The 24407-nt window shown below is 67.8% G+C and carries 21 protein-coding genes; 1 reads left to right on the top strand and 20 read right to left on the bottom strand.

Going from position 1 to position 24407, the window contains the following annotated elements:
• Positions 1 to 86: 86 nt before the first annotated feature.
• Positions 87 to 749, bottom strand: coding sequence for a TetR/AcrR family transcriptional regulator (locus AC1C2T_RS15535; protein WP_495359797.1), 663 nt, complete (start codon positions 747 to 749; stop codon positions 87 to 89).
• 105 nt (positions 750 to 854) lie between these two features.
• Here AC1C2T_RS15535 and AC1C2T_RS15530 point away from each other — a divergent pair, with 105 nt between their 5' ends.
• On the top strand, positions 855 to 1913 hold the full coding sequence (locus AC1C2T_RS15530; protein ID WP_495359796.1) for an App1 family protein phosphatidate phosphatase: 1059 nt from the start codon (positions 855 to 857) through the stop codon (positions 1911 to 1913).
• 18 nt (positions 1914 to 1931) lie between these two features.
• Here AC1C2T_RS15530 and AC1C2T_RS15525 read toward each other — a convergent pair whose 3' ends face one another.
• The 19 genes from AC1C2T_RS15525 to AC1C2T_RS15435 form a co-directional block, all read right to left on the bottom strand.
• Entirely contained in the window at positions 1932 to 2990 is a 1059-nt protein-coding gene (locus AC1C2T_RS15525; RefSeq protein WP_495359795.1) for a quinone-dependent dihydroorotate dehydrogenase, read from the bottom strand.
• Between the two features lie 41 nt (positions 2991 to 3031).
• Positions 3032 to 3505 (bottom strand): transcriptional regulator NrdR, encoded by a 474-nt coding sequence (gene nrdR / locus AC1C2T_RS15520; protein WP_495359794.1) that lies wholly within the window; start codon positions 3503 to 3505, stop codon positions 3032 to 3034.
• Positions 3506 to 3583: 78 nt separating this feature from the next.
• Positions 3584 to 4891 (bottom strand): histidinol dehydrogenase, encoded by a 1308-nt coding sequence (gene hisD, locus AC1C2T_RS15515; protein WP_495359793.1) that lies wholly within the window; start codon positions 4889 to 4891, stop codon positions 3584 to 3586.
• A 46-nt stretch (positions 4892 to 4937) separates the two neighbouring features.
• Positions 4938 to 8471 carry a DNA polymerase III subunit alpha gene (dnaE, locus tag AC1C2T_RS15510; RefSeq protein WP_495359792.1) on the bottom strand — a complete coding sequence of 1178 codons (3534 nt, stop codon included), beginning with the start codon at positions 8469 to 8471 and terminating at the stop codon, positions 4938 to 4940.
• 77 nt (positions 8472 to 8548) lie between these two features.
• Positions 8549 to 9469: an RluA family pseudouridine synthase gene (locus AC1C2T_RS15505; RefSeq protein ID WP_495359791.1), complete on the bottom strand. Its 921-nt coding sequence runs from the start codon at positions 9467 to 9469 to the stop codon at positions 8549 to 8551.
• A complete protein-coding gene (gene lspA, locus AC1C2T_RS15500; protein ID WP_495385908.1) occupies positions 9469 to 10080 on the bottom strand; it encodes a signal peptidase II in 612 nt (203 codons plus the stop codon). The genes AC1C2T_RS15505 and lspA overlap by 1 nt, the downstream gene beginning before the upstream one ends.
• A complete protein-coding gene (locus AC1C2T_RS15495; protein ID WP_495359789.1) occupies positions 10070 to 10753 on the bottom strand; it encodes a DivIVA domain-containing protein in 684 nt (227 codons plus the stop codon). The genes lspA and AC1C2T_RS15495 overlap by 11 nt, the downstream gene beginning before the upstream one ends.
• Before the next feature lie 114 nt (positions 10754 to 10867).
• On the bottom strand, positions 10868 to 11185 hold the full coding sequence (locus tag AC1C2T_RS15490) for a YggT family protein (protein WP_495359788.1): 318 nt from the start codon (positions 11183 to 11185) through the stop codon (positions 10868 to 10870).
• Between the two features lie 6 nt (positions 11186 to 11191).
• Positions 11192 to 11668 (bottom strand): cell division protein SepF, encoded by a 477-nt coding sequence (locus AC1C2T_RS15485; protein WP_495359787.1) that lies wholly within the window; start codon positions 11666 to 11668, stop codon positions 11192 to 11194.
• Between the two features lie 33 nt (positions 11669 to 11701).
• A complete protein-coding gene (locus AC1C2T_RS15480) occupies positions 11702 to 12409 on the bottom strand; it encodes a YggS family pyridoxal phosphate-dependent enzyme (RefSeq protein WP_495385907.1) in 708 nt (235 codons plus the stop codon).
• Positions 12406 to 13596 (bottom strand): cell division protein FtsZ, encoded by a 1191-nt coding sequence (gene ftsZ, locus AC1C2T_RS15475; protein ID WP_495359785.1) that lies wholly within the window; start codon positions 13594 to 13596, stop codon positions 12406 to 12408. Before ftsZ ends, AC1C2T_RS15480 begins: the two co-directional genes overlap by 4 nt.
• 172 nt (positions 13597 to 13768) lie before the next feature.
• Positions 13769 to 14599, bottom strand: coding sequence for a cell division protein FtsQ/DivIB (locus AC1C2T_RS15470; protein WP_495385906.1), 831 nt, complete (start codon positions 14597 to 14599; stop codon positions 13769 to 13771).
• Positions 14600 to 14888: 289 nt separating this feature from the next.
• Positions 14889 to 16292 (bottom strand): UDP-N-acetylmuramate--L-alanine ligase, encoded by a 1404-nt coding sequence (gene murC, locus AC1C2T_RS15465; RefSeq protein WP_495385905.1) that lies wholly within the window; start codon positions 16290 to 16292, stop codon positions 14889 to 14891.
• A gap of 112 nt (positions 16293 to 16404) precedes the next feature.
• Positions 16405 to 17505 (bottom strand): undecaprenyldiphospho-muramoylpentapeptide beta-N-acetylglucosaminyltransferase, encoded by a 1101-nt coding sequence (murG, locus tag AC1C2T_RS15460; protein ID WP_495385904.1) that lies wholly within the window; start codon positions 17503 to 17505, stop codon positions 16405 to 16407.
• Positions 17502 to 18770, bottom strand: coding sequence for a putative lipid II flippase FtsW (gene ftsW / locus AC1C2T_RS15455; RefSeq protein ID WP_495385903.1), 1269 nt, complete (start codon positions 18768 to 18770; stop codon positions 17502 to 17504). Before ftsW ends, murG begins: the two co-directional genes overlap by 4 nt.
• Positions 18730 to 20271: a UDP-N-acetylmuramoyl-L-alanine--D-glutamate ligase gene (gene murD, locus AC1C2T_RS15450; RefSeq protein ID WP_495386130.1), complete on the bottom strand. Its 1542-nt coding sequence runs from the start codon at positions 20269 to 20271 to the stop codon at positions 18730 to 18732. The genes ftsW and murD overlap by 41 nt, the downstream gene beginning before the upstream one ends.
• Positions 20271 to 21371, bottom strand: coding sequence for a phospho-N-acetylmuramoyl-pentapeptide-transferase (mraY, locus tag AC1C2T_RS15445; RefSeq protein ID WP_495359780.1), 1101 nt, complete (start codon positions 21369 to 21371; stop codon positions 20271 to 20273). Before mraY ends, murD begins: the two co-directional genes overlap by 1 nt.
• 73 nt (positions 21372 to 21444) lie before the next feature.
• Positions 21445 to 22857: a UDP-N-acetylmuramoyl-tripeptide--D-alanyl-D-alanine ligase gene (locus AC1C2T_RS15440; protein WP_495385902.1), complete on the bottom strand. Its 1413-nt coding sequence runs from the start codon at positions 22855 to 22857 to the stop codon at positions 21445 to 21447.
• Complete coding sequence (locus tag AC1C2T_RS15435) at positions 22854 to 24401, bottom strand: Mur ligase family protein (protein ID WP_495385901.1); 1548 nt, start codon at positions 24399 to 24401, stop codon at positions 22854 to 22856. Before AC1C2T_RS15435 ends, AC1C2T_RS15440 begins: the two co-directional genes overlap by 4 nt.
• Positions 24402 to 24407: the final 6 nt, after the last annotated feature.

Here is a 24407-nt window from a genome sequence, read left to right as displayed (position 1 = left end):
CCTCATCCCCGGCCCGGCGTTCGCCCGGCACGGTTTCAAGCCAAACACCATTTCGGCGGAGAGGCAACGCACGCGCCCCGGGCAAGTCAGGCGGCGTTGCTGGAGGCGCGGGATTCTCCGAGGTGTTCGGCGAGGTAGTCGTGCACGAGGCGCTTCGCCTCGTTGAGGTAACGCTCGTCGCCGGCCGCCGCGCGCTCGAAGGCGCGGCTGATGAGCGCGTCGCCGAGTTCGATCGCCACACCGAGGCGGAATCGGAGCTCTGTCTGGTCGGCATCGCCGCCGAACTCGGCCTCGATCACCCGTGCCATGCGGTGGGCGAACTCGGGCTCGACATCGCCGTCGGCGGTCTCGCGCTGCGCCGCGTGCACGACGCTGAAACCGGGTTCATCGCGGTACATCGCGGCACAGGCGTCGAGTGCGACGTCGACGACCTGCCACCAGCTTGCGAGTTCAGTACGTGCCAAGTCATCGGCGACCCGTTCCCGGAATCGTCGGATCGATCGCTCGCGCAGTGCGTGCAGCACCGCGACACGGTCGGGGAAATAGCGGTAGACCGTGCCGATCGACGCACCGGCACGCTCGGCGACCATCTGCGTGGTCAGCCGTTCGAAGCCCGACTCATCGACGATCTCGGCGGCGGCATCGAGCAGCGCATCGAGCCGCTGCGTACTGCGTCGCTGCGTCGGTTCGGTGCGGATCGAGCGCCTCCGGCTCGGATCGGCCCCCAGGATCAGGTCGACATTCGGCACGGAACCTCCTCAGTTGCGCGTCCACTCTACCGGGAGCCGCAGACGCGCTCCGACCACCCGCGGCCCGTTTCGCGGCGCGACTCCCCCTCATGACAGACTGAGTGGATGCCGGCGAGTCCCCCCCTTCCGGCCGGATCTCGAGAGCGCCAGGTCCGGCATCGTGCTGCGCGCCTCGAAGACTGGGCCCACGACATCCGCGAACGCTGGGCCCGGCGTCGAGGACACGTTCCCACCGTGGTGCCCTACACCGGCTACGGCTCGACCGAGTGGGTGCGCGTGCTCTGCCGCGTCCTGCTCAGCCGCCCGGTCGACCCGAACGAACGGTCCAAGCGCCGCCGCCGCCGGGGCGAACAGGGCATTCGCGGATGGCGCAGCTTCACGAGCGTGCCCGTCGGCGACGTGCCCGTGGTCATCGAAGTCGCCGGCCAGCGCGTCGAGGTTCTGGCCGACCGCGGCGGGGTCGTCGACACGAAGGTGCCGGTGTCGCTCGAGCCGGGCTGGCATCGCGTGACTCTCCGCACCGAAGGATCCGAGGTCGTCGAAGCGCCCATCTGGATCGTCGGCCCCGATGTCGACTTCGGCATCATCTCCGATGTCGACGACACCGTGATGGTCACCGCGCTCCCCCGGCCGTTCGTTGCATTCTGGAACACCTTCGTGCTCGACGAGCACGCGCGCATCCCGACACCCGGCATGGCTGTGCTCTTCGAACGGCTCGTCAGGTCGCATCCGGGCTCGCCCGTCATCTATCTCTCGACAGGCGCTTGGAACGTCGCCCCGACGCTGACGCGGTTCCTGTCACGCAATCTCTATCCCGCGGGCCCGTTGCTGCTCACCGACTGGGGTCCGACGCACGACCGCTGGTTCCGAAGCGGCCGTGAGCACAAAGAGCTCAACCTGCGACGCCTCGCCGAAGAGTTCCCCGACATGCGCTGGCTGCTGATCGGCGACGACGGCCAGCATGATGAAGAGCTCTATGAGCGTTTCGCTGCAGAGCATCCCGGCCGGGTGGCCGCCATCGCGATCCGGCGTCTCTCGAAGGGCGAGGCCGTGCTCGCGGGCGGTCGCACAAAGGGTGAACAGCACGCGGCGGGTGTGCCGTGGGTGTCGGCGAGCGACGGCTCGACGATCGCCGACCAGCTCGCGGAGATCGGCGTGCTCTAGTGCAGTGACCCGCGGTGCCTAGACGCGTGCAGCGAGGGAACTCCGGCGGTCACGTACGAACCTCGCGAGCCCGCGATTCACCTGACGCGCCCAGAGCGGCCCACGGTAGATGAACGCCGAATAGCCCTGCACCAGGGTGGCGCCGGCATCCAGACGGTCTTGCACGTCGGTCGCGGTCTCGACACCGCCGACAGAGACGACGCAGAGTTCAGCAGGCACCTGCCCGCGAATGAGCCGCAGCACCTCGAGCGAGCGGGCCGCGAGCGGGGCGCCCGAGAGCCCTCCTGCCCCGATGGCCTCGATGACGGATGCCGCGGCGCGCAGGCCCTCGCGCGAGATCGTCGTGTTCGTCGCGATGATGCCGTCGAGTCCGAGGCGTTGCACGAGCTCGCAGATGCGCACGATCTCCGAGTCGGCGAGGTCGGGAGCGATCTTGACGAGCAGCGGCGTCGCCCCTGAGGCCGCACGCACCGATTCGAGCAGCGGGGCGAGCGAGTCGATCTCCTGCAGGCCGCGAAGGCCGGGGGTGTTCGGCGAGCTGACATTGACCACGAGATAGTCGGCGAACGGCGCGAGCACCCGGGCGCTCCGTTCGTAGTCCGCGACGGCGTCTTCGACCTCGGTGACCCGACTCTTGCCGATGTTCACGCCCAGGACCGGGCGGTCGCGACGGCGTGACAGCCGCGAGAGACGGCCCGCCGCGGCATCCGCACCGCCGTTGTTGAAGCCCATGCGATTCACGAGCGCGCGATCGCCGACGAGGCGGAAGAGCCTCGGCCGAGGGTTGCCGGGCTGTGCGATCGAGGTGATGGTGCCGACCTCGACGTGCCCGAATCCCAGCTGCCCGAGCCCCCGCACGGCGAGGCCGTCTTTGTCGAAGCCGGCCGCGACGCCGAACGGCGATGGGAATCTGAGGCCGAGCGTCTCGACGACGAGCGAGGGATCGGGCGCGGTCACCCGCTCGACGAGTTTTCCGAACCCCAGCGTCGGCAGCGCACGGATTACCCGGAATGCGAGGTGATGGGCGTCTTCAGGGTCCATGCGAGACAGGAAGACGGAGAAGAGAAGTCGATACATGCCGCACTCAGGTTATCGGAGTGCGAGCACGCGACCCGACGTCACTCGACGGGTCGGGCCGGAAGCCGGCCGTGCTCTTCGCGAAGCTGTTCGATCGCGGATTCGAAATCGTCGAGCGAGTCGAAGGCCTGGTAGACGCTCGCGAATCTGAGGTACGCAACCTCGTCGAGCTCACGCAGTGGGGGCAGGATCGCGAGGCCGATATCGTTCGCCTCGAGCTGCGACGCGCCCGTCGAGCGAATGGTCTCCTCGACCTTCTGCGCGAGTACCGCGAGATCGGAATCCGTCACCGGACGCCCCTGGCAGGCCTTCCGCACGCCGAGCACGACCTTCTCTCGACTGAACGGCTCGACGACGCCGGAACGTTTGATGACGACGAGGCTCGCGGTCTCGGTGGTCGAGAACCGGCGTCCGCACTCGGGGCACTGGCGTCGGCGTCTGATCGAGAGCCCGTCGTCGCTCGTGCGCGAGTCGATGACGCGGGAATCCGGGTGGCGGCAGAACGGACAATACATGGTGCTCCAAGCCTAGCGGCGGTGGTTCGCGCGTGTTCGCCGCTGGGCCGCCGGCCCTCGAACGTCTGCGCGCTCGTGTCATCGTTCGAAGCGAGCCGTGATCGCTTCCCCGTGCGCCGGAAGGTCTTCCTCCGTCGAGAGTGCGGCGATGACGGGAGCGACTGCGCGAAGTGCCGTCTCGTCGTACCGCACGATCTGCTGCGGCCGCAGGAACGTCGCCGCCGAGAGTCCCGACGCATACCGTGCCTGACCGCCGGTCGGCAGCACGTGATTCGAGCCGGCCGCGTAGTCCCCGAGGCTGACGGGTGAGAACGCTCCCACGAAGATCGCGCCTGCGTTCTCGATGCGTGCGAGCGTCGCATCCGCATCGCGCACCTGGATCTCGAGGTGCTCGGGGCCGAAGGCGTTCGCGAAGTCGGCGGCCTGCTCGAGATCATCGACGAGCACGACTGCCGACTGCGCACCGTCGATCGCCTGGCGCACGCGCACGCTGTGTCTGGTGGCGTTCGCCCGGGCCTCGAGGCGTTCGCTCACGCGCGCCGCGAACTCGGGTGAGTCGGTCACCAGTACGGCTGCTGCGAGCTCGTCGTGCTCTGCCTGGCTCAGGAGGTCGGCCGCCACGAAATCAGCGTCGGCGCTCTCGTCGGCGATGACGAGGATGTCGGTGGGGCCGGCCTCTGCGTCGATGCCGGTGACCCCCTGCACGAGTCGTTTGGCCGCTGCCACGTAGACGTTGCCGGGCCCCGTGACGCGCTGCACGGGCTCGAGGCCGATGCCCTCGACGCCGTACGCGAACGCGCCGATCGCCCCGGCGCCGCCCATCGCATAGACCTCGGTGATGCCGAGGAGCGCCGCGATACCGACGATCGTCGGATGGATGCGTCCACCGAACTCGGACTGGGGCGGCGAGGCGAGCGCGATCGAGCGCACTCCGGCGACCTGTGCCGGCACGACGTTCATGATCACGCTCGACGGGTAGACCGCTTTGCCGCCCGGCACGTAGAGACCCACGCGGGCGACGGGCTGCCAGCGCTGCTCGATGACGGCACCGGCCGCGAGCTCGGTCGTCTGCGGTGCCGGCACCTGCGCCGCGCTCGCTGCGCGCACGCGATCGATCGTCTGGAGCGCGGCCGAGCGGATCTCGGGGGCGAGCCCATCGAGCGTTGCGGCGAGTTCAGCTGCGGGCACGCGCACCGCTGCCGGACGAACGCCGTCGAACCGCTCCGCCTGGTCGAGCAGTGCCGTCTCGCCGTGCTCGCGCACCTCGTCGATGATCGAGCGAGTGGCGTCGAGTGCGGCGGACACATCGGTCGCCGATCTCGGTACGAGGGCGAGCAGGCCCGCCGGAGTCGGTCGGGTGCCACGGAGATCGATGGTGCGCAACATGATGTCTCAAGAATACCGACGTGTCGTGACCGGCTCCATGCTCACCTCACACGAGGCAGTTCGGGCCGAGCAGGCTCTTCAGCTCGCCGTACAGGTCAGCGGTCACCTTGACCGGGTACTGTCCGACCTCGAAGACACGACCGACGCGACCCTTCGTCAGCGTGATCCGAACCTCGGTCTCCCCATGATGACGTACGAGCACTTCTCGGAGCGCCTCTGTCGTCTCTTGCGTCGCCCGTTGGTCGGGCAGCGTGATCTTCACGATGCCCGAATCTTCGTCTTGACCGATCTCGGGCGTCAACACACTGTAGGCATGCAGGTTCATACCGTCGTCACGCATGCTGACGCGCCCGCGCACGACCACGATCGAATCGGCCTGCAGGCCGGGAGCGAACTCCTGGTAGGCCTTGCCCATGAACATCACCGTGATCTCGCCCGAGAAGTCTTCGACCGTGATCATGCCGTATTGGTTGCCCGAGGCCTTCGCGATGCGGTGCTGAACGCTCGTGACGAGACCCGCGACCGTGACGGTGTCGGCATCCTGCGTCGAATCCGAGGTCACCAGATCGGTGATGGTGGTCGACGCATGCTTCGCGAGTGGAGCTTCGAGTCCCGCAAGCGGGTGGTCGGACACGTAGAGCCCCAGCATCTCGCGCTCGAAGGCCAGCTTCTGCTTCTTCGGCCATTCGGGACGCGCGGGCACGAGCGACGGCGCGGCATCCCGCTCGTCGTCGTCGAAGAGGCTGTCGAAGTCGAAGCCGAAGTCGCCGACCTCCTCGGCACGCTTCTCTTTCACGACCGACTCGACAGCGCCCTCGTGGATCTCGACGAGCGAGCGACGTGTGTGTCCGAGCGAGTCGAACGCACCCGCCTTCGCGAGCGACTCGACCGTGCGCTTGTTCGCCACCGGCAGCGGCGACTTCTTCAGGAAGTCGTGGAAAGACTCGAACCGGCCCTTCGTCTCGCGTGCGCTGCGGATCGCTTCGACCACGTTGAAACCGACGTTCCGGACCGCGCCGAGTCCGAAGCGGATGTCTTCACCAACGGCGGCGAAGTATCCGATCGACTCGTTGACGTCGGGCGGAAGCACCTTGATGCCCATGCGCCGGCACTCGTTGAGGTAGAGGGCGAGCTTGTCGCGCGCATCACCGACACTCGTGAGCAGTGCCGCCATGTACTCGGCCGGGTAGTGCGCCTTGAGGTACGCCGTCCAATAGCTCAGCACGCCGTAGGCGGCCGAGTGGGCCTTGTTGAAGGCGTAGTCCGAGAACGGGAGGAGAATCTCCCAGAGCTTCTGGATTGCGGCATCGGAATAGCCGTTGGCCTTCATGCCTCCCGAGAAGCCCGCGTACTGCTTGTCGAGCTCGGACTTCTTCTTCTTGCCCATCGCGCGGCGTAGGATGTCGGCCTGACCGAGCGAGAACCCGGCGACCTTCTGCGCGATCGCCATGACCTGCTCCTGATAGATGATCAGGCCGTAGCTCGTGTCGAGGATCTCTCGGAGCGACTCTTCGAACTCGGGGTGGATCGGGGTGATCTCTTGCAGGTCGTTCTTTCGCAGCGCGTAGTTGATGTGCGAATTCGCGCCCATGGGCCCCGGACGGTAGAGCGCGATGACGGCGGAGATGTCTTCGAAGTTGTCGGGCTTCATCTGGCGCAGGAGCGACCGCATCGGACCGCCGTCGAGCTGGAACACCCCGAGCGTGTCGCCCCTCGCCAACAGGTCGTAAGCGCCTTGGTCGTCGAGCGCGAGGTCTTCGAGCACCGGGCGGTGCCCACGGTTGGCCTCGATGTTGTCGAGGGCGTCGTCGATGATCGTGAGGTTGCGCAGCCCCAGGAAGTCCATCTTGATGAGGCCGAGGGCTTCGCATGCAGGGTAGTCGAACTGCGTGACGATCTGGCCGTCTTGCTCGCGCTTCATGATCGGGATGATGTCGACGAGCGGATCGCTCGACATGATCACGCCGGCCGCGTGGACGCCCCACTGGCGCTTCAGGTTCTCGAGGCCGAGTGCCGTCTCGAAGACGGTCTTCGCCTCGGGATCGGTCTCGACGATCGCCCGAATATCAGAGGCCTCCTTGTACCGCGGGTGCTTCGTATCGAAGATGCCGGTGAGCGGGATGTCTTTGCCCATGACCGCGGGCGGCATCGCCTTCGTGAGCTTCTCGCCCATCGAGAATGGGAAGCCGAGCACGCGGCCCGAGTCTTTGAGCGCCTGCTTCGCCTTGATCGTGCCGTACGTCACGATCTGCGCGACACGCTCGTCGCCGTACTTCTCGGTCACGTACTTGATGACCTCGCCACGACGACGCTCGTCGAAGTCGACGTCGAAGTCGGGCATCGATACACGATCGGGGTTCAGGAACCGCTCGAAGATCAGGCCGTGCTGCAGGGGGTCGAGGTCGGTGATGCGCATCGCGTACGCCGCCATCGAGCCGGCACCCGAACCTCGGCCCGGGCCGACGCGAATGCCGTTGTTCTTCGACCAGTTGATGAAGTCGGCGACGACGAGGAAGTAGCCGGGGAAGCCCATCTGAAGGATGACGCCGACCTCGTAGTCGGCCTGTGTGCGTACCTCGGCGGGGATGCCGTTCGGGTAGCGCACGGCCAGCCCGCGATCGATCTCCTTGACGAACCAGGTGTCTTCGCTCTCCCCGTCGGGCACCGGGAAACGCGGCATGTAGTTGGCGTTGGTGTTGAACTGCACGTCGCAACGCTCGGCGATGAGCAGGGTGTTGTCGCACGCCTCGGGGAAGTCGCGGAAGACGTGCCGCATTTCGGCCGCGGTCTTCAGGTAGAACTCGTCGGTGTCGAACTTGAACCGGTTGGGGTCGTCGAGGGTCGAGCCCGATTGCACGCAGAGCAGGGCCGCGTGGCTCTTCGCGTCGGCGGCGTTCGTGTAGTGCAGGTCGTTCGTGGCGACGAGCGGCAGGCCCAGGTCTTTCGCGAGCCGGTGCAGGTCTTCCATGATGCGGCGTTCGATGCCGAGGCCGTGGTCCATGATCTCGGCGAAGTAGTTCTCTTTGCCGAAGATGTCGCGGAAGTCGGATGCCGCCTTCACCGCTTCGTTGTACTGGCCGAGTCGCAGCCGGGTCTGCACTTCACCCGACGGGCATCCGGTCGTCGCGATGAGTCCCTTCGAATATGTCGACAGCAGCTCGCGATCCATGCGCGGCTTGAAGTAGTAGCCCTCGATCGACGCGCGGCTCGAGAGACGGAAGAGGTTGTGCATGCCCTCTGTCGTCTCCGACAACAACGTCATGTGCGTGTAGGCACCTGAGCCCGAGACGTCGTCGCCACCGCCGCTGCCCCACCTGATGCGTGTCTTGTCGCCGCGCGCCGTGCCCGGCGTGATGTAGGCCTCGGTACCGATGATCGGCTTGATGCCGGCGTCGGTCGCCTGCTTCCAGAAGTCGTAGGCGCCGAACACGTTGCCGTGGTCGGTGATCGCAACGGCGGGCATGTCCTCGTTCTTCGCCGCCTGGATGAGCTCCCCCACCCGGGCCGCACCGTCGAGCATCGAGTACTCGCTGTGCACATGCAGGTGGGCGAAGGAATCGGCGGCCACTGGGCTCCTCATCGTGTATGGCGAGTGTGTTTCGGGGGTCCTTGAAGTCTACGGCGACCGGGTGACGCCTGGCCCAGGTCGACCGCGCGTCAGTCCCCGCGCAGCACGTCGAGCGCGTGTGCGAGGTCGGCGGGGTACTCCGACACGAAGGTCGTCCACTCACCGCTGCCGACGTGCACGAACGCGAGTTGCTTCGCGTGCAGCCATTGCCGCTCGAGGCCGAGCCTGGCAGACAACGTCGGGTCGGCGCCGTACATCGAGTCGCCCGCGCACGGGTGACGCTGGGCAGCCATGTGCACTCGGATCTGGTGCGTGCGGCCCGTCTCGAGATGCACCTCGAGCAGCGACGCGTACGGGAACGCCTCGATCGTTTCGTAGTGGGTCACCGCGTGCTTGCCGTCGGCGGTCACCGCGAACTTCCACTCCGAGCGGGGGTGCCGGCCGACTGGCGCGTCGATCGTGCCGGCGAGCGGATCGGGATGGCCCTGCACGATCGTGTGATAGATCTTCTCGACCTCGCGGTCGTGGAACTGTCGCTTCAGGTCGGTGTATGCGCGCTCCGACTTGGCGACGACCATGAGCCCGCTCGTGCCCGCGTCGAGGCGGTGCACGACTCCTTGGCGTTCGGGTGCACCGGAAGTGGAGATGCGGAATCCGGCGGCGGCCAGCGCTCCGACGACGGTCGGCCCGGCCCACCCGACCGAGGGGTGCGCTGCGACTCCCGCCGGCTTGTCGACGACGACGAGGTCGTCATCGTCATGGATGATGCCGAGGTCGGGAACCGCGATCGGTTCGATCGTGAGACCGCGCGGCTCCTCCCAACTCACCTCGAGCCAGGCGCCGGCGCGCAGGCGGTCGGATTTGTCGACGGATGCCCCGTCGAGGCTCACTCCGCCACGGGACGCGATCTCCGCGGCCAGTGTGCGCGAGAACCCGAGGAGCTTTGCGAGGCCCGCGTCGACGCGCGAACCCTCGAGGCCGTCGGGAACAGGGAAGGAACGGTGCTCCATCAGGCGCCGTGGGCGGCTTCACGCAGCCCGGCATCGCCCTCGCCTGCGGTCGCCTCCGGCGTAGCCGGTGCCGTCTCGGCGGCCTTGGATTCGCGCGGTTGACGCGAGCCGTCGAGGCCGATGCCGCGAATCGTCAGGATCATGAAGAGCACCATGCTCGACACGATCGCCATGTCGGCGACGTTGTAGATGGCCGGGATGAGCCACGGCGTCGAGATGAAGTCGATCACGTGCCCGAGGCCGAAGGACGGCTCCCGGAGGAGCCGGTCGGTCAGATTCCCGAGCACGCCACCGAGGAGGAGTCCGAACACGACGGCCCAAGCGACCGAGCGGATGCGCCGTGCGAACCACACGATGAAGGTGATGACCCCCGCGGCCAGGATCGTGAAGATCCACGTCATGCCGCTCGCAAACGAGAACGCGGCACCGGGGTTGCGCACGAACTGCCATTGCAACAGCGTTCCCAGCACGGGCACGATCTCACCTTCGGTGAGATTCGTGACGACGAGGAACTTGCTCAACTGGTCGAGGCCGTACGCCGCGATTGCGGCGCCGGCCACGACGAGGAGTGCTGTGGTTGAGCCGACCTTGACGGCCCGCTCAGCCTCCAAAGCCCTGGAAGGTCGGTGCGGGCTGCTCAGCGGGCAAGCCCGCGGGAGCGGAGAAGCCCTGGTTGCCCGACGCCTGCACCGGGGCCGCCGTGTCGAGCTCGCGGAGCTGGCCCTCGATGTAGTTCTTCAGCTTCGCCCGGTAGTCGCGCTCGAACAGGCGAAGCTCGTCGACGCGCTTTTCGAGCGCGACGCGCTCCTGGTCGAGCACGCCGATCTGGGCGCGCTGCTTCGCTTCGGCCTCGGCGACGACTCGCGCAGCAGTCGCGTGACCCTCGGCAATGAGCGCGTCACGCTTCTCGATGCCCTCGCGCACGTGTTCCTCGTGCAGCCGGCGGGCCAGCTGCAGGAGGTTCGTGGTGCTCGTCTGCTCGTCGAAGTCCGATTGCGGAGCTGCGGGCTGCTGCATCTGCACCGCGACGGTGGGAGGCGGCGCAGCCGGCGCGGCGTACACCGCGGGTGTCGGCGCCGAGGCAGCCGGCGCCTTCGACGCATCCGCAGCACGGGCCTCGGCCGCAGCCAGCCGCTGCCGCAGCTCTTCGTTCTCGCTGGTCAGTCGACGAAGCTCGACCACGACCTCGTCGAGGAAATCGTCGACCTCATCTTGGTCATACCCCTCCCGGAACTTCGTCGCCTGGAAGCGCTTGTTGACCACATCTTCCGGAGTTAGCGCCATGGCTTTCCACCCTCAAATCTGTCGAACTGTTCGATCACGTTCAGCTAACGGTAGCAAAGACATCCTCGGAGTCGTGAGTGCCGATCATCTCGACCTCATGCTCGGAGGAGATCATCAGCCGGGCACGGCCGCTGCCTGTGCCAATAGTGACACCACGGTCATCGCCACGATCACCACGAGCATAGCCAGACTCCAGCCCAGATCGAGTGCGATCTGGCCGATGCGAATCGGCGGCACGAGCCGCCGGAAGAAGCGCACCAACGGATCGGTGAGGCTGTAGAGGAGCTCCACGACCACGAGCCATGCGCCTCTCGGGCGCCACGACCTGTTGAAGGTGCGCACCAGATCCAGCACGAACCGCCCCCACATCACGAAGAAGTAGATGAGCAGCAGCGCGTAGAGGATGTTCCAAACGACGACGAGAGCACCCACGGGGCGCTACGCGTGCGTGAAGAACGACGCGTCGACGTCGCCTTCGCTCTCGCCGGTCTCCCCCGAGACGACCACGTGGGCGGGCGAGAGCAGGAACACCTTGCTCGTGACGCGCTCGATCTTGCCGTAGAGGCCCTGTGAGAGGCCGCTGGCGAAGTCGATGAGACGCCGAGCGTCGGCATCCGACATCTGCGAGAGGTTGATGATCACCGGTACTCCCTCGCGGAAGGACTCGGCGATCACTTGCGCGTCACGGTATTGACGCGGGTGGACGGTCAGGATCTCGTTCATCTCCGCCTGCGGTGTGCTCGGTTGGACATGGTTCTTGCGCAGCGGTGTGACCGCCGCGCCGGTCCGCGGTGCAGGCGCCGCGGTCACGACCGGTGTCACCGGCGCGGGCGCGTGTGCCTGCTGGGTCTCCTCTTCGAGCTCTTCATCGGCGAGTCCGAGGTAGACCATGGTCTTCTTGAGCGGGTTCGACATCGCTGCCTCCGTCTGTGTTCCGTCTCTTCGAGGTTAACCGGCGACCGGCCGATTCCCGGTGATTGCCGTTCCGATTCTCAGGTGTGTCGCACCCTCCATGATCGCGTCGCGAAAATCGTGCGACATCCCCATGGACAGATCGCTCGCAGTGGGCTCCAACGACTGCACGAGTTCGGAGAACTCTCGCACGCGCGCGAACGCGGGCCGCGCAGGCTCGCCGAGTGGGGCGACCGCCATGAGCCCTCGAAGCTGGAGCCCCGGCGTACCGAGCACCCGCTCGACGAGCGACTCGAGCGCATCGGGGGCGACGCCGCCCCGGCCGGGGTCATCGGTCAGGTTCACCTGCACGAAGCAGTCGACGGATGCCTCGTCGGAACGGAGCCCGTCGACGAGCGCAGCGCGGTCGACCGAGTGAATCGCCGAGGCGTATCCACGCACCTGCTTGGCCTTCTTGCTCTGCAACTGGCCGATGAAATGCCAGCGCAGGTCGAGACTCGCGAGCTCGGCGGCCTTGGCTTGCGCTTCCTGATGGCGGTTCTCACCGAAATCGTGCACCCCGAGCGCCGCGAGCTCGGCGACGAGTGTCGCAGGCTGGAACTTGGTGACGACGATGGTCGTCACCTCGCCCGCGTCGCGAGCGGCGTCGGCCGCGGCATCCGCGATTCGCCCGGTCACCTCGACCAGGCGCCCGGCGAGCGTGTCAGCGCCCGCCGCGGCGCTCCGGCCGTGGATGTCGCTCACTTCAGGAAGTCGGGGATGTCGAGGTCGTCGTCATCAGTGTCGAACGCGGGGTCGGAGACGATCTGATCTGCCGTGCTCGACTCGACCTCACCCCAGTTGGCTGTCTCGACCAGTTCGTCGATGTCGATCTCGGCGATCACATCGGCTGCTTCGCTCGAGATGCCCCCGCCTCCGACAGCTGCACCGACTGTTGCCGGCATGAAGTTCGTGCGCCGCGCCTCGACGGGCTTCGCTCCCGGTTCGCCGCCGTCGAAGCCCGCCGCGATGACGGTGACCCGCACCTCGTCGCCGAGCGTGTCATCGATGACGGCACCGAAGATGATGTTGGCCTCGGGGTGCACGGCCTCTTGCACGAGTCGTGCGGCGTCGTTGATCTCGAAGATACCGAGGTTCGATCCGCCCTGGATCGAGAGCAGCACACCGTGCGCGCCGTCGATCGATGCTTCGAGCAGTGGGCTCGCGACGGCGAGCTCCGCGGCCTTGATGGCACGATCGGCCCCCCTCGACGATCCGATGCCCATGAGCGCGGAGCCCGCACCCTGCATGACCGACTTGACGTCGGCGAAGTCGAGGTTGATGAGGCCCGGCGTGGTGATCAGGTCGGTGATGCCCTGCACACCCGCGAGGAGCACCTGGTCGGCCGTCGCGAACGCCTCGAGCATCGAGATTCCGCGGTCGCTGATCTCGAGCAGCCGGTCGTTCGGCACCACGATGAGGGTGTCGACCTCTTCCTTCAGGCGTGCGACACCCTGTTCGGCCTGCGTCTGGCGTCGCTTGCCCTCGAAGCCGAACGGCTTCGTGACGACACCGATGGTGAGCGCGCCGATGGACTTCGCGATGCGAGCGACGACAGGCGCACCACCCGTGCCCGTGCCGCCGCCTTCGCCCGCGGTGACGAAGACCATGTCGGCGCCCGCGAGCGCCTCCTCGATCTCTTCCGCGTGGTCTTCGGCGGCGCGTCGGCCGACTTCGGGATCGGCGCCGGCGCCGAGACCGCGCGTGAGGTCCCGTCCGACGTCGAGCTTGACGTCGGCGTCGGACATCAACAGCGCCTGCGCGTCGGTGTTGATTGCGATGAACTCGACTCCGCGGAGGCCGAGTTCGATCATGCGGTTGACGGCGTTGACACCGCCGCCGCCGATGCCGACGACCTTGATGACGGCGAGGTAGTTCTGGTTTGTCGACATGACCGGCCTTCCGTGCGAACTCTGAACCTCTAGTCGAAGGTTAAAGTTTTGCTGAGTATGCAATTCCTGAAATTGACGGTAGGTGCCCGGCCGACCCTCCCGCGCAAGGCGCGCCCGCGTGTCGCGAACCGCGTCCCGGATCAGCCCGAAAACAGCCTCGCAGGCCCCTCGGTCACCGCGTGACGGCGCTCGTCGGAGACGAGACGTCGTACTCGCCGACCACATCGGGCGGAGCGGCGACCATGAGCTTGGCGAGCACCGTCGCCTTCTGCGCGGAATCCTCGGAGCTTCCCCACACGACGGTCGCCCCCGTCGAGAGCTCCAGGCGCACATCGTCGGCCGTCGCGGCCGATGCCCCCACGAGCTGGGCGCGCACCTCGGCCGGCAAGCTCCTGATCACCGCCGAGGCGGCACGGAATCCCTCGCCCGCGACTCCACCCTCCGCGACGATGAGCGGCTGCCCCTCAGGCCGTTCGGCGGGGCGTTCGATGACGACGCCCGCAGCATCGACGAGTTCGAGTCCCTCGCCGGTGTCGACGACACCCACCGGAACGCGCTCCACGATTCGCACGACGAGGGTTCCGGGCGGGATGGTCTCCGTCGAGTACGTCTCGATGAGGGGGAAGTCCGAGAGCGCAGCGAGCACATCGGCGCTCGCGATCAGCGGTAGAGGCGTGCCGAGGGTGTCTGAGAACGCCGCCTGCACCTCGGCGACCGGGATGCGCGATGCGCCCTCGACGCGCACCTCGCGCAGCGCCATCAACGGCGAGTAGGCGGCAACCGCGACCACCACGACGAGCGCCGCGACGGAGCCGAGCACGACCGACCAGCCGATGCGCCGGCGCCGGGACCGCTTCGTGAAGCGCCGAACCTCGTGGCGCTCATAGCGGCGCCGTTCCCTCGCGGCGGCCGCGACCGCACGCTTGGCGGCCCGTGCATCCCGTGGCAGCCGGTCGACTTCTGTTCGGCCATCGGCGGGAGCGTCCGCCTGTGAATCGGGCACTGGTGCGGCAACTCCCTGTCGCGACGATCCCGGCACGATCGAAGACACCGGGGCTGCGGTGACGACATCGATCGGCTCGGTCGAGATATGGTCGGGATCGAACGAGGACGAACTCGGGGCGCTGGCGCGCTTCGTCGCTCCGGCCCGGGAAACCACTGGTTCGGATGCGCCGGCCGATGACTGCCGGCGGCCCGCGTCGGCAGGATCCGGGGAAGCCGGACGCCTCGAGCGCGGTGCTCGCGCGACCGGCCCGTCGAACCCCTCCGGCCGCTTCACCGTGGCATCACCGTCATCCGCGCTGCTGCTCGAGCGACCCGAGCAGCTGCGGCACGAGACGGTACACGTCACCGCAGCCGAGGGTGATCACGAAGTCGCCGGCACGTGCGATGCCCGCGGTGTAGTCGGCGGCCTCCTGCCAGTCGCGCACGAATGCCACGTGCGAGGGGTCGTCGAAACGCTCGCTCACAAGGGCTCCCGTCACGCCGGGCTCGGGGTCTTCCCTTGCACCGTAGACATCGAGCACGACGGTCTCGTCTGCGTACTGCTCGAGCACCTCCGCGAACTCCTTGGCGAAGATGCGCGTGCGACTGTAGAGGTGCGGCTGGTGCACCGCGATGATGCGCCCCTCCCCCACGACCGTTCGTGCAGCCGATAGCGCGGCTGCGACCTCGGTCGGGTGATGCGCGTAGTCGTCATAGACGCTCACGCCGCCGACCGTGCCGTGCAGTTCGAAACGTCGGCCGGTGCCAGCGAACCGCGCGATGCCGGCGAGGGATGCCCCGGGGTCGAAGCCGAGGCCCACGAGCACCGCGAACGCGCCCGCCGCGTTGATCGCGTTGTGCCGCCCCGGGATGCGGAGCTGGGCGCGATAGTCGGAACCCAGGTAGGAGACGGCGAATGCCACGGGGCCGTCGGTTGCGATGGAGTGCACGCGCACCGTCGCATCCGCCGCCTCGCCGAAGGTGATCACTCGCTCGTGCGTGAGTCTCGAGGCCACCCGTGCCGCGCCGACGTCGTCGGAGGAGATCACGACGAACTCTCGGGCCCGATCGGCGAAATCGACGAAGGCCTGCTCGAACGCCTCGAGCGAACCGTAGTGGTCGAGATGGTCGGGATCGACGTTCGTCACGAGCGCGACCGAGGTGTCGTAGAGCAGGAAGGAGCCGTCGGACTCGTCGGCCTCGACCACGAACAGCTCACCGTCGCCCGACGCGGAAGAGACTCCGAGTTCTTCGATGACGCCGCCGTTGACGAAGCTCGGGTCTTCACCGAGCGCGAGCAGGCCGGTGACGATCATGCCGGTCGAGGTGGTCTTGCCGTGCGCGCCGGCGACCGAGACGAGCCGCTGGCCCGCGATGAGTGCGGCGAGGGCCTGCGAGCGGTGCAGAATCGGCAGACCGCGCTCGAGGGCGAGTTGGTATTCGGGGTTGTCGAGCCAGAGCGCCCCGGTGACGACGACCGTGTCGACGTCGTCGGCGAGGTTCGCCGCGTCATGGCCGATCGCGACCTCTGCACCGAGCGCCCGGAGGGCGGCGATGTTGTCGGAATCGCGAGCGTCGGAGCCCGTGACCCGGTGCCCCGCCCCGAGCATGAGCCGCGCGATGCCGCTCATGCCCGATCCGCCGATGCCGACGAAGTGCACGGCGCCGAGTTCGGCGGGGATCGGGGCTGAGAGGTCGGGCTTGATCGTCACGGTGCGGCTGTTCTTCCTCGGTACGGTCGGAATGCGGTCGGTCGTTCGCGGGTGCGCCCGACAGGCGCTGGATTCGATGGGAGCGGATGCCGCGACATCCGCTCACTCAACGTTACGCGCCTCGCGCGCGGTCGCCGGCTGCCTCGCCGAGCGCCTCGTCGACGAGCGCCACCATGCGGTCGGTGCCGTCACGGAACCCGACGGATGCCGCGGCTGTCGCCATTCCGCGACGGCGGTCGGAATCGGTGAGCAACGGCAGCAGCTGTGCTGCGACCCACTCGGGAACGAAGGCGGCATCGTCGACGAGCACGCCGCCGCCGGCTTCGACGACGCCGGCCGCGTTGAAGCGCTGCTCGCCGTTGCCGACGGGGTACGGCACGAACACAGCCGGGATGCCGAGCGCCGCGAGCTCGCTGACCGTGGCGGCGCCGGCGCGCGAGACGGCGACATCGGCGACCGCGAGAGCGAGGTCCATGCGGTCGGCGTACTCGACCATGCGATAGTCCACGACGCCAGGGTCGGCGACCTCTGCGTTCGCGCCCGTGACGTGCAACACCTGCCAGCCGGCAGCCGTGATCGTGGCCGCCGAGTCGACCATCGTGCGGTTGATGCGGCGCGCGCCCAGCGAACCGCCCGTGGCGAGGAGCACCGGCCGGGACGGGTCGAGACTGAAATGTGCGGCCGCATCGTCGCGGAGTGCGGGAGGGTCGAGCGTCTCGATCTCACGACGAAGTGGCATGCCGACGAGGCGGGCGCCGGGCAGCGGGGTGCCCTCGAATGCGACGCCGACGGTTGCGGCGAATCGGGCGCCGAGCCGATTGGCGAGACCGGGCTTCGCGTTGGCCTCGTGGATCGCCACCGGGATGCCGGCCCGGCGTGCGGCCAGGTACGCCGGCGTCGAGACGTAGCCGCCGAACCCCACGACGACTTCGACCCTGCGCTCGTCGATGATGGCGCGGACCGACTCGATCGACGCGCGGAATCGCGCTGGGAAGGCGAGAGCCGCATGGTTCGGGCGCCGCGGGAACGGCACCTTGGGGATGGTCAGCAGTTCGTAGCCGCGAGCGGGCACCAGCCGCGCCTCGAGTCCCTCGGCCGTGCCGAGCACGAGCACGGTTGCCGCCGGGTCGCGCTCGCGCAACCGGTCGGCGACCGCGAGCAAGGGGTTCACGTGTCCGGCTGTGCCCCCGCCGGCGAGGAGGTAGACGGTCATCGCGGTGCTCTCGCAGACGCCGCGCGTGTCTTCTTGCGCGACGCGGCCCGAGCGGCGGCACGAGAAGCCGCATCGGGGTCGCGGGCGACCGACAACACGATGCCGATCGCGAAGAGTGTGGTGAGCAGAGCCGTGCCACCCGCCGAGACGAGAGGCAGAGGCACACCGAGAACAGGGAAGACGCCGAGCACGACACCGATATTGACACATGCCTGACCGATGATCCACACGAGCACCGCCGCAGAGACGGCACGGGCGAACGGGGTGCGAGCCCCGCGCAGCACGCGACTGAGTGCGACGGCGAGCAGTACGAACATGGCGATGACGACGATCGCGCCGATCAACCCGAGTTCTTCGCCGATGATGGCGAAGATGAAGTCGTTGTCGGCGGCCGGCAGCCACGACCATTTCGCGGCCGAGTTGCCGAGGCCGACGCCGAAGATGCCGCCGTTGGCGAGGGCGAACGAGCCATGCTGGATCTGCCAGCAATCGCTGACCGCGTCGCCCGAGCCGCCGCTCTCGCAGTTCGCGTCGAGGAACGAGGTGATGCGTCGGAGGCGGCTCTCGCTCGAGATCGCGACGAGCACGAAGATGACACCCGCGGCGAGGATCGGTGGAACCAGCAGCCGCAATCGCACGCCGATGAGGAACAGGGCGCCGAGCAGCATCGCCCCCATGACCATGACGGTGCCGAGGTCGCCGCCGAGCAGCACGAGCCCGATCGCACCGCCGCCGACGAGGATGATCGGCAGGATGCCGTGCACGAGATTTCCGAGCAGCGCCGCCTTCTTCGTGACGATCAGCCCGAGCCACATGACGAGGGCGACTTTGATGAGTTCCGACGGCTGGAACTGCATGGGCCCCAGCTGGATCCAGTTCGTGTTGCCGCCGACCTTGATGCCGAGCGGAGTCGCCACGACCAGGAGCTGGAGGAAGCACGACACGATGAGCACCGGCCATGCGATCCGCATCCAGAACCGCTCGGGCATGCGGCTCGCGATGAGCATGATCGGAACGCCGAAGACGGCGTAGAGCGCCTGCCGCAACGCTTGGGCGAAGAAGCTCTCGTCTTCGAGATGCGATTGCACGACGGATGCCGAAAGCACCATGACGAGTCCGAAGACGACGAGGAAGAGCGTGGTGCCGAGGAGCAGGAAGTAGTCGGCCGACTCGACGCGGAACACGCGGCCGAGCCGGATGCGGGCGGCGGAGACGCCCGGCCGGTCAGGCTCCTGGGAGCGGTTCGCGCGGGGCGGCGTCGCCATGCGCCTCACCCCCCAGCATCGATCGGACTGCGTCATGGAACCGCCGCCCGCGGTCGCCGTAGTCGGCGAACTGGTCCATCGACGCCGCAGCAGGCGCAAGCAGCACAGTGTCGCCGTCTTCAGCAACCCTCACGGCCAAGGCGACCGCGTCGGGCATCACCGTTTCAGTGTCATCCGTCGCCACTTCGAAGAGCGGCAGCGCGGGGGCGTGTCGGCGGAACGCGGCAACGAGGGATGCGCGATCGACGCCGATCACGATCGCCGCGCGCAACCGCCCGACGTGCGCAGCGACGAGCGAGTCGGCGTCGACGCCCTTCAGCAGACCGCCGACGATCCAGACCACCTTGCCGAAGGCGCGCAACGAGGCTTCGGCCGCGTGCGGGTTCGTCGCCTTCGAGTCATCGACCCAGCGGACGCCACCGGCGACCGCGACCGTCTCGATGCGGTGCGCGTCGAGCCGGAATTCGCCGAGCGCGTCGTGAATCACGCCCACCGGCACCCCGAACGAACGCGCGAGCGCTGACGCGGCGAGGATGTTCGCCACGACGTGCGGTGCGGCGAGTCCATGCGGCTCCAGCTCGTCGAGCGTGATGATCTCGAGCGCTGCCGAACGACGATCGTCGAGGAACGCCCGGTCGCAGAGAATTCCGTCGACGACGCCGAAGTCGCTCGGGCCGGGCACGTCGAGTCCGAACCCGATGGCGCGGGCGCCCTCTTCGACCTCGGCCTCTTCGACCATGCGACGGGTCGCTTCGTCGGCGCGGTTGTACACGCACGCGACCTTCGTGTTCTCGTAGACCGTCGCCTTCGCGGCGCGATACGCCTCGGGTGAGCCGTGCCAGTCGAGATGGTCGTCGGCCACGTTCAGCACGACGCTCGCCCACGGGTGCAGCGCGCCTGGTCCGGTCTTCGGCAGATGATGCAACTGGTAGCTCGAGAGTTCGACGACGAGCACGTCGAAGCCGCCGGGGTCGCGCACGGCATCGAGCACCGGAACCCCGATGTTGCCGCACGGTGCCGCGCGCAGGCCGTTGGCAGCCAAGAATGTCGCCGTCATCTGCACGGTCGTGGTCTTGCCGTTCGTCCCGGTCACGAGGATCCACTCGGCAGCCTCGACCTTGTCTCGCACGCGCCAGGCGAGCTCGATGTCGCCCCACACCGCGACCGACTCGGTCGCGGCCCATGCGAGCACGGGATGATCGGGGGGCAAGCCCGGTGAGGCGACGACGAGTTCGGGTGCGAACTGCACGACCGCGGTCGGCACGGCATCGAGCGGATGCCGCAGCAGCTCCGCTCCGATCACCTCGAGAATGCGGGCACGGTCGTCGTCGACCTCGGGCGCGACAACCATCACCTTCGCGCCGAGCTCGGTGAGCGTGTCGGCGACGGCGAACCCCGTGACACCGAGTCCGAGCACGACGACGCGAAGCCCCGACCAGTCGGCGTTCCAGCTGGTCAGCGAATCGAGGCGATCGGGCACGGGAGTTGCGGCATCCGTCATCAGCTCTGCAGCCACTCGAAGTAGAAGGCGCCGACGCCCGCGGCGACGAGGAGGCCACCGATGATCCAGAACCTCACCACGATCGTGACCTCGGCCCAGCCCTTCAGTTCGAAGTGGTGGTGGATCGGGCTCATCAGGAAGATGCGTTTGCCGTGCGTGAGTTTGAAGTACGCGCGCTGCACGATGACCGAGCCCGTCTCGATGACGAAGAGGCCGCCGATGAGGAGGAGGAGCAGTTCGGTGTGGCTGACGATCGCGAGCGCCGCGAGCGCGCCGCCGAGCGCGAGCGAGCCCGTGTCGCCCATGTAGATCTTCGCGGGGTTCGTGTTCCACCAGAGGAATCCGATGAGCCCGCCGACGATCGCCGTCGCCACGATCGCGATGTCGAGCGGGTCGCGCACGTCGTAGCTGCGGTATAGATCGTTCTGATTCAGGTTGACACTGAAGCGCGACTGGTTGAACTGCCAGAATCCGATGATCACGAATGAGCCGATCGCGAGGATCGACGCACCGGTGGCGAGCCCGTCGAGCCCGTCGGTGACGTTGACGGCATTCGATGTGCCGACGGCGAGCAGACAGATCCAGATGACGTACAGCACGATGCCGACGACCGTGCCGAACACCATGAAATCCAGCGGGAGATCGCGGATGAACGAGATCTTGGTGTTCGCGGGGGTGACTCCCCCCTGCCGACTCGGGAATTGCAGCGCCAGCAGCGCGAAAGTCGCCGCGATGACCACTTGTCCGGCCACCTTCGCCCAGCCGCCGAGTCCGAGACTCTGCTTCTTGCGCGTCTTCAGGAAGTCGTCGACGAAGCCCACCAGGCCGAGGCCGACCATCATCAGCAGCACGAGCAATCCCGAGGCAGTCGGCGGCTCGTCGCTCACGAGCAGGGTCGCGGTGAAATAGCCGAAGAGCGTGCCCAGGATGAAGATGATGCCACCCATGGTGGGCGTGCCCCGCTTGACGTGATGGCTCTTCGGCCCGTCGTCGCGAATGAACTGCCCCCACCCGAGCCGCGTGAACAGCCGGATGAACAGCGGGGTCAGAAACAGCGTGAAGGCGAGCGACAACGCCCCAGCGGTCAGCAGTGCTCTCACGCGAACCATTCTCCCAATCGGTCTTCGAGCAGGCCGATCATCTGCCCAGTCCCGCCGAGTTCCTGCACAGTGCTCACGCGAACCATTCTCCCAGTCGGTCGCCGAGGTGGCGGAGGCCCGCCGCGTTCGACGATTTCACCAATACCGTGTCGCCGGGGCGCACGGAAGCCGTAACGAGGTCGAATGCCTCGTCTGCGGACTCGACGAAGGCGGATTCGCCGTCCCACGAGCCCTCGTTGATCGCCGTGATGTGCAGGCGCCTGGCGCCGGCCCCCACCACGACGAGCTGCGAGATGCCGAGGCGCACGGCCAGCAGGCCGATGCGGTCGTGCTCCTCGCCCGAGAACTCGCCGAGCTCGCTCATCTCGCCGAGCACCGCGATCGTGCGCGAGCCGGGCGCTTTCACCTGTGCGAGCGTCTTGAGTGCGGCCGACATCGAGTCGGGGCTCGCGTTGTAGGCGTCGTTGATGATCGTCACACCGTCGCGGCCGCCCATGACCTGCATGCGCCAGCGTTCGGCGAGCGTCACCTGCTCGAGCGCATCGACGACCGCGGCAAGCGGTACACCGAGTTCGACGGATGCCGCGATCGCCGCGAGTGCGTTCATGACGTGGTGCTCGCCGAGCACTGAAAAGCGCACGCGTGCCGATTCGCCGCCCGGCACCGTGACGGTGAACTCGGTACCGCGTGCGTGCGCCTGGATGTCGGTGGCGCGCACGTCGGCGGACTCGCCGAATCCGAACCAGACGACGCGCGCCGCCGTCAGATCCGCCATGGGCACCACCCGCGGGTCATCGGCGTTCAGCACCGCGACATCCGTCTCGAGGAGGTCGGTAACCATCTCGGACTTCGCGCGCACGGTCTGTTCGATGCCGCCGAACTCGCCGGCGTGTGCGAGGCCCACCTTCAGTACGATGCCGACGTCGGGGCGGGCCATGCGCACGAGCCGGGCGATCTCGCCGACCGCCGATGCCCCCATCTCGGCAACGAGGAACTCGGTTTCAGAGGTGAGTTCGAGCATCGTGATCGGAGCACCGACCTCGTTGTTGAACGACGCCCGTGCAGCGACGGTCGGGCCGACCTGCTCGAGCACGGTGCGCAGCAGGTTCTTCGTGGTCGTCTTGCCGTTCGAGCCGGTCACGCCGACGATGCGGAGACGACCGAGCTCGCGGACCCTGCGCACGACCTCGGTCGCGAGTGCCCCGAGGGCGTCGACCGAATCGGTGACGACGATCTGAGGCACCGGCAGCTCGAGCGCGTGCTCGACGATGAGCAGGGCGGCGCCCTGTTCCGCCGCGGCGGGCGCGAAACGGTGGCCGTCATCGAACTCGCCGCGCTTGGCGACGAAGACTCCCCCGACTCCGATCTCACGCGAGTCGGTCGTGACCGTGCCGTCGATGATCGTCTCGGGAGCGGCGTTCGTGCCGTCGAGCCGGAGCACGCCGCCGACGGCCGAGGCGATCTCGGCCAAGGTCAGGGCGATCATTCCAGCCACCCCGCGTCGCGCAGCGCCCGCTTGGAGTCTTCTCTCGCCGAATACGGGATCTTCACACCCTTCACCTCGTGATAGTCCTCGTGCCCCGGGCCCGCATAGAGGATCGCGTCTCCTTCGCCTGCAAGGGCGAGCGCGGCACGGAAGGCCGCCTGCGGGTCGGCGATCTCGTGGATCTCGCGCTCGGGCACGGCAGTGCGAGCGCCGGCGATGAGCGCGGCGCGGATGGCCGCCGGATCTTCGAACCGCGGGTGGAAGTCGGTCACGACGAGTACGTCGGCGCCACGGGCGGCGATCGCGCCCATCTCGGCGCGCTTCGTCGTATCGCGGTCGCCGTCGGCGCCGAAGACCATGACGATGCGCCCGGCGGTGCTGCGCCGGATGGCGCCGAGCGTCTGCAGGAACGCGTCGGGGCTGTGGCCGTAGTCGATGTAGACGACGGGGCCCCGGTCACCCGAGATTCGCTCCGCGCGGCCGGGGATGTAAGCGTTGACGCCGCCATCGCGTTCGAGCGCCGCGGCGATCAGGTCGAGATCGTAGCCGGCTTCGGCGAGCATGACGATTGCGAGTGCCGCGTTGGCCGCCATGTACCACCCGAGCAGTGGAACCTGCGTCTCGAGCCGGCGTCCGCCGGGCCCCTCGAGCTGGAACGAGGTGTGGTCGGCGCCTTCTTCGAGCACGGTGATGCGCCAATCGGCGTCGACTCCATCGACGGCCGTGAGCGTCGTCACCGGAATGCGCGACTCTGCGACGAGGCGACGACCCCACTCCGAATCGATCGTGACCACGCCGCGACGCGCACGCTCGGGCTGGAACAGCTCGCGCTTCGCCTCGAAGTACTCGTCCATCGACGAGTAGTCGTCGAGGTGGTCGTGGGTGAGGTTCGTGAAGCCGACGACGTCGAAGACGAGACCGTCGACGCGATGGCGTGAAAGCGCCTGTGCGGAGACCTCGACGCCGACGGCTCCCACCTCGACCTCGCGCATGCGGGCGAGCAGGGCGTGCAGTTCGCTCGCCTCGGGAGTGGTGAGCGAACTCGTGACGGCCTCATCGCCGATGCGGCGTTCGGCGGTCGAGGTGAGCCCGGCCGTGACACCGAGCTGGCGCAGGATGCCGTAGAGCAGGTAGACGACGCTCGTCTTGCCGTTCGTACCGGTCACGGCGAAGAGCGTCGCGGGGTTCTCGGCGGTGCGGTGAATCCACGCGGCGACGTCGCCGAGCGCCGCGCGCGCGTCGGCCGTGACGAGGATCGGAAGGCCTGCGTCGGACGCGAGCTCGGCGCCGGCGGCGTCGGTGAGCAGCGCGACCGCGCCCGCGTCGCGCGCTGCAGCCGCGAACTCGGCGCCGTGCGCGTTGCGCCCGGGAACGCCGACATACAGGTCGCCGGGTTGTACGGCCTTCGATGACAGGTCGACGCCGGTCACCTCGATTCCACTGATGTCGCCGAGCACGGCGAACCCGAACGCTTCGGCGAGGCCGGAGAGCGATCGAGCGCTCGGGTGCTTCGGCCGGAGGGCCGTGAGAGGCGATCCGGTCACGAACCC

This window comes from Agromyces sp. Y558 (assembly GCF_059445415.1).
This window is presented reverse-complemented; position numbering and strand designations above follow the sequence as displayed.

Coding starts and splice junctions, on each gene's coding strand:
- murG (WP_495385904.1), bottom strand. CDS start 17,505: ATGACCGTCTACCTCCTCGCCGGCGGGGGCACAGCCGGACACGTGAAC.
- murD (WP_495386130.1), bottom strand. CDS start 20,271: ATGACGGATGCCGCAACTCCCGTGCCCGATCGCCTCGATTCGCTGACC.
- hisD (WP_495359793.1), bottom strand. CDS start 4,891: ATGTTGCGCACCATCGATCTCCGTGGCACCCGACCGACTCCGGCGGGC.
- dnaE (WP_495359792.1), bottom strand. CDS start 8,471: ATGAGGAGCCCAGTGGCCGCCGATTCCTTCGCCCACCTGCATGTGCAC.
- AC1C2T_RS15440 (WP_495385902.1), bottom strand. CDS start 22,857: ATGATCGCCCTGACCTTGGCCGAGATCGCCTCGGCCGTCGGCGGCGTG.
- AC1C2T_RS15525 (WP_495359795.1), bottom strand. CDS start 2,990: ATGTATCGACTTCTCTTCTCCGTCTTCCTGTCTCGCATGGACCCTGAA.
- AC1C2T_RS15495 (WP_495359789.1), bottom strand. CDS start 10,753: ATGGCGCTAACTCCGGAAGATGTGGTCAACAAGCGCTTCCAGGCGACG.
- AC1C2T_RS15530 (WP_495359796.1), top strand. CDS start 855: ATGCCGGCGAGTCCCCCCCTTCCGGCCGGATCTCGAGAGCGCCAGGTC.
- AC1C2T_RS15485 (WP_495359787.1), bottom strand. CDS start 11,668: ATGTCGAACCCGCTCAAGAAGACCATGGTCTACCTCGGACTCGCCGAT.
- nrdR (WP_495359794.1), bottom strand. CDS start 3,505: ATGTATTGTCCGTTCTGCCGCCACCCGGATTCCCGCGTCATCGACTCG.
- ftsW (WP_495385903.1), bottom strand. CDS start 18,770: ATGGCGACGCCGCCCCGCGCGAACCGCTCCCAGGAGCCTGACCGGCCG.
- ftsZ (WP_495359785.1), bottom strand. CDS start 13,596: ATGTCGACAAACCAGAACTACCTCGCCGTCATCAAGGTCGTCGGCATC.
- AC1C2T_RS15505 (WP_495359791.1), bottom strand. CDS start 9,469: ATGGAGCACCGTTCCTTCCCTGTTCCCGACGGCCTCGAGGGTTCGCGC.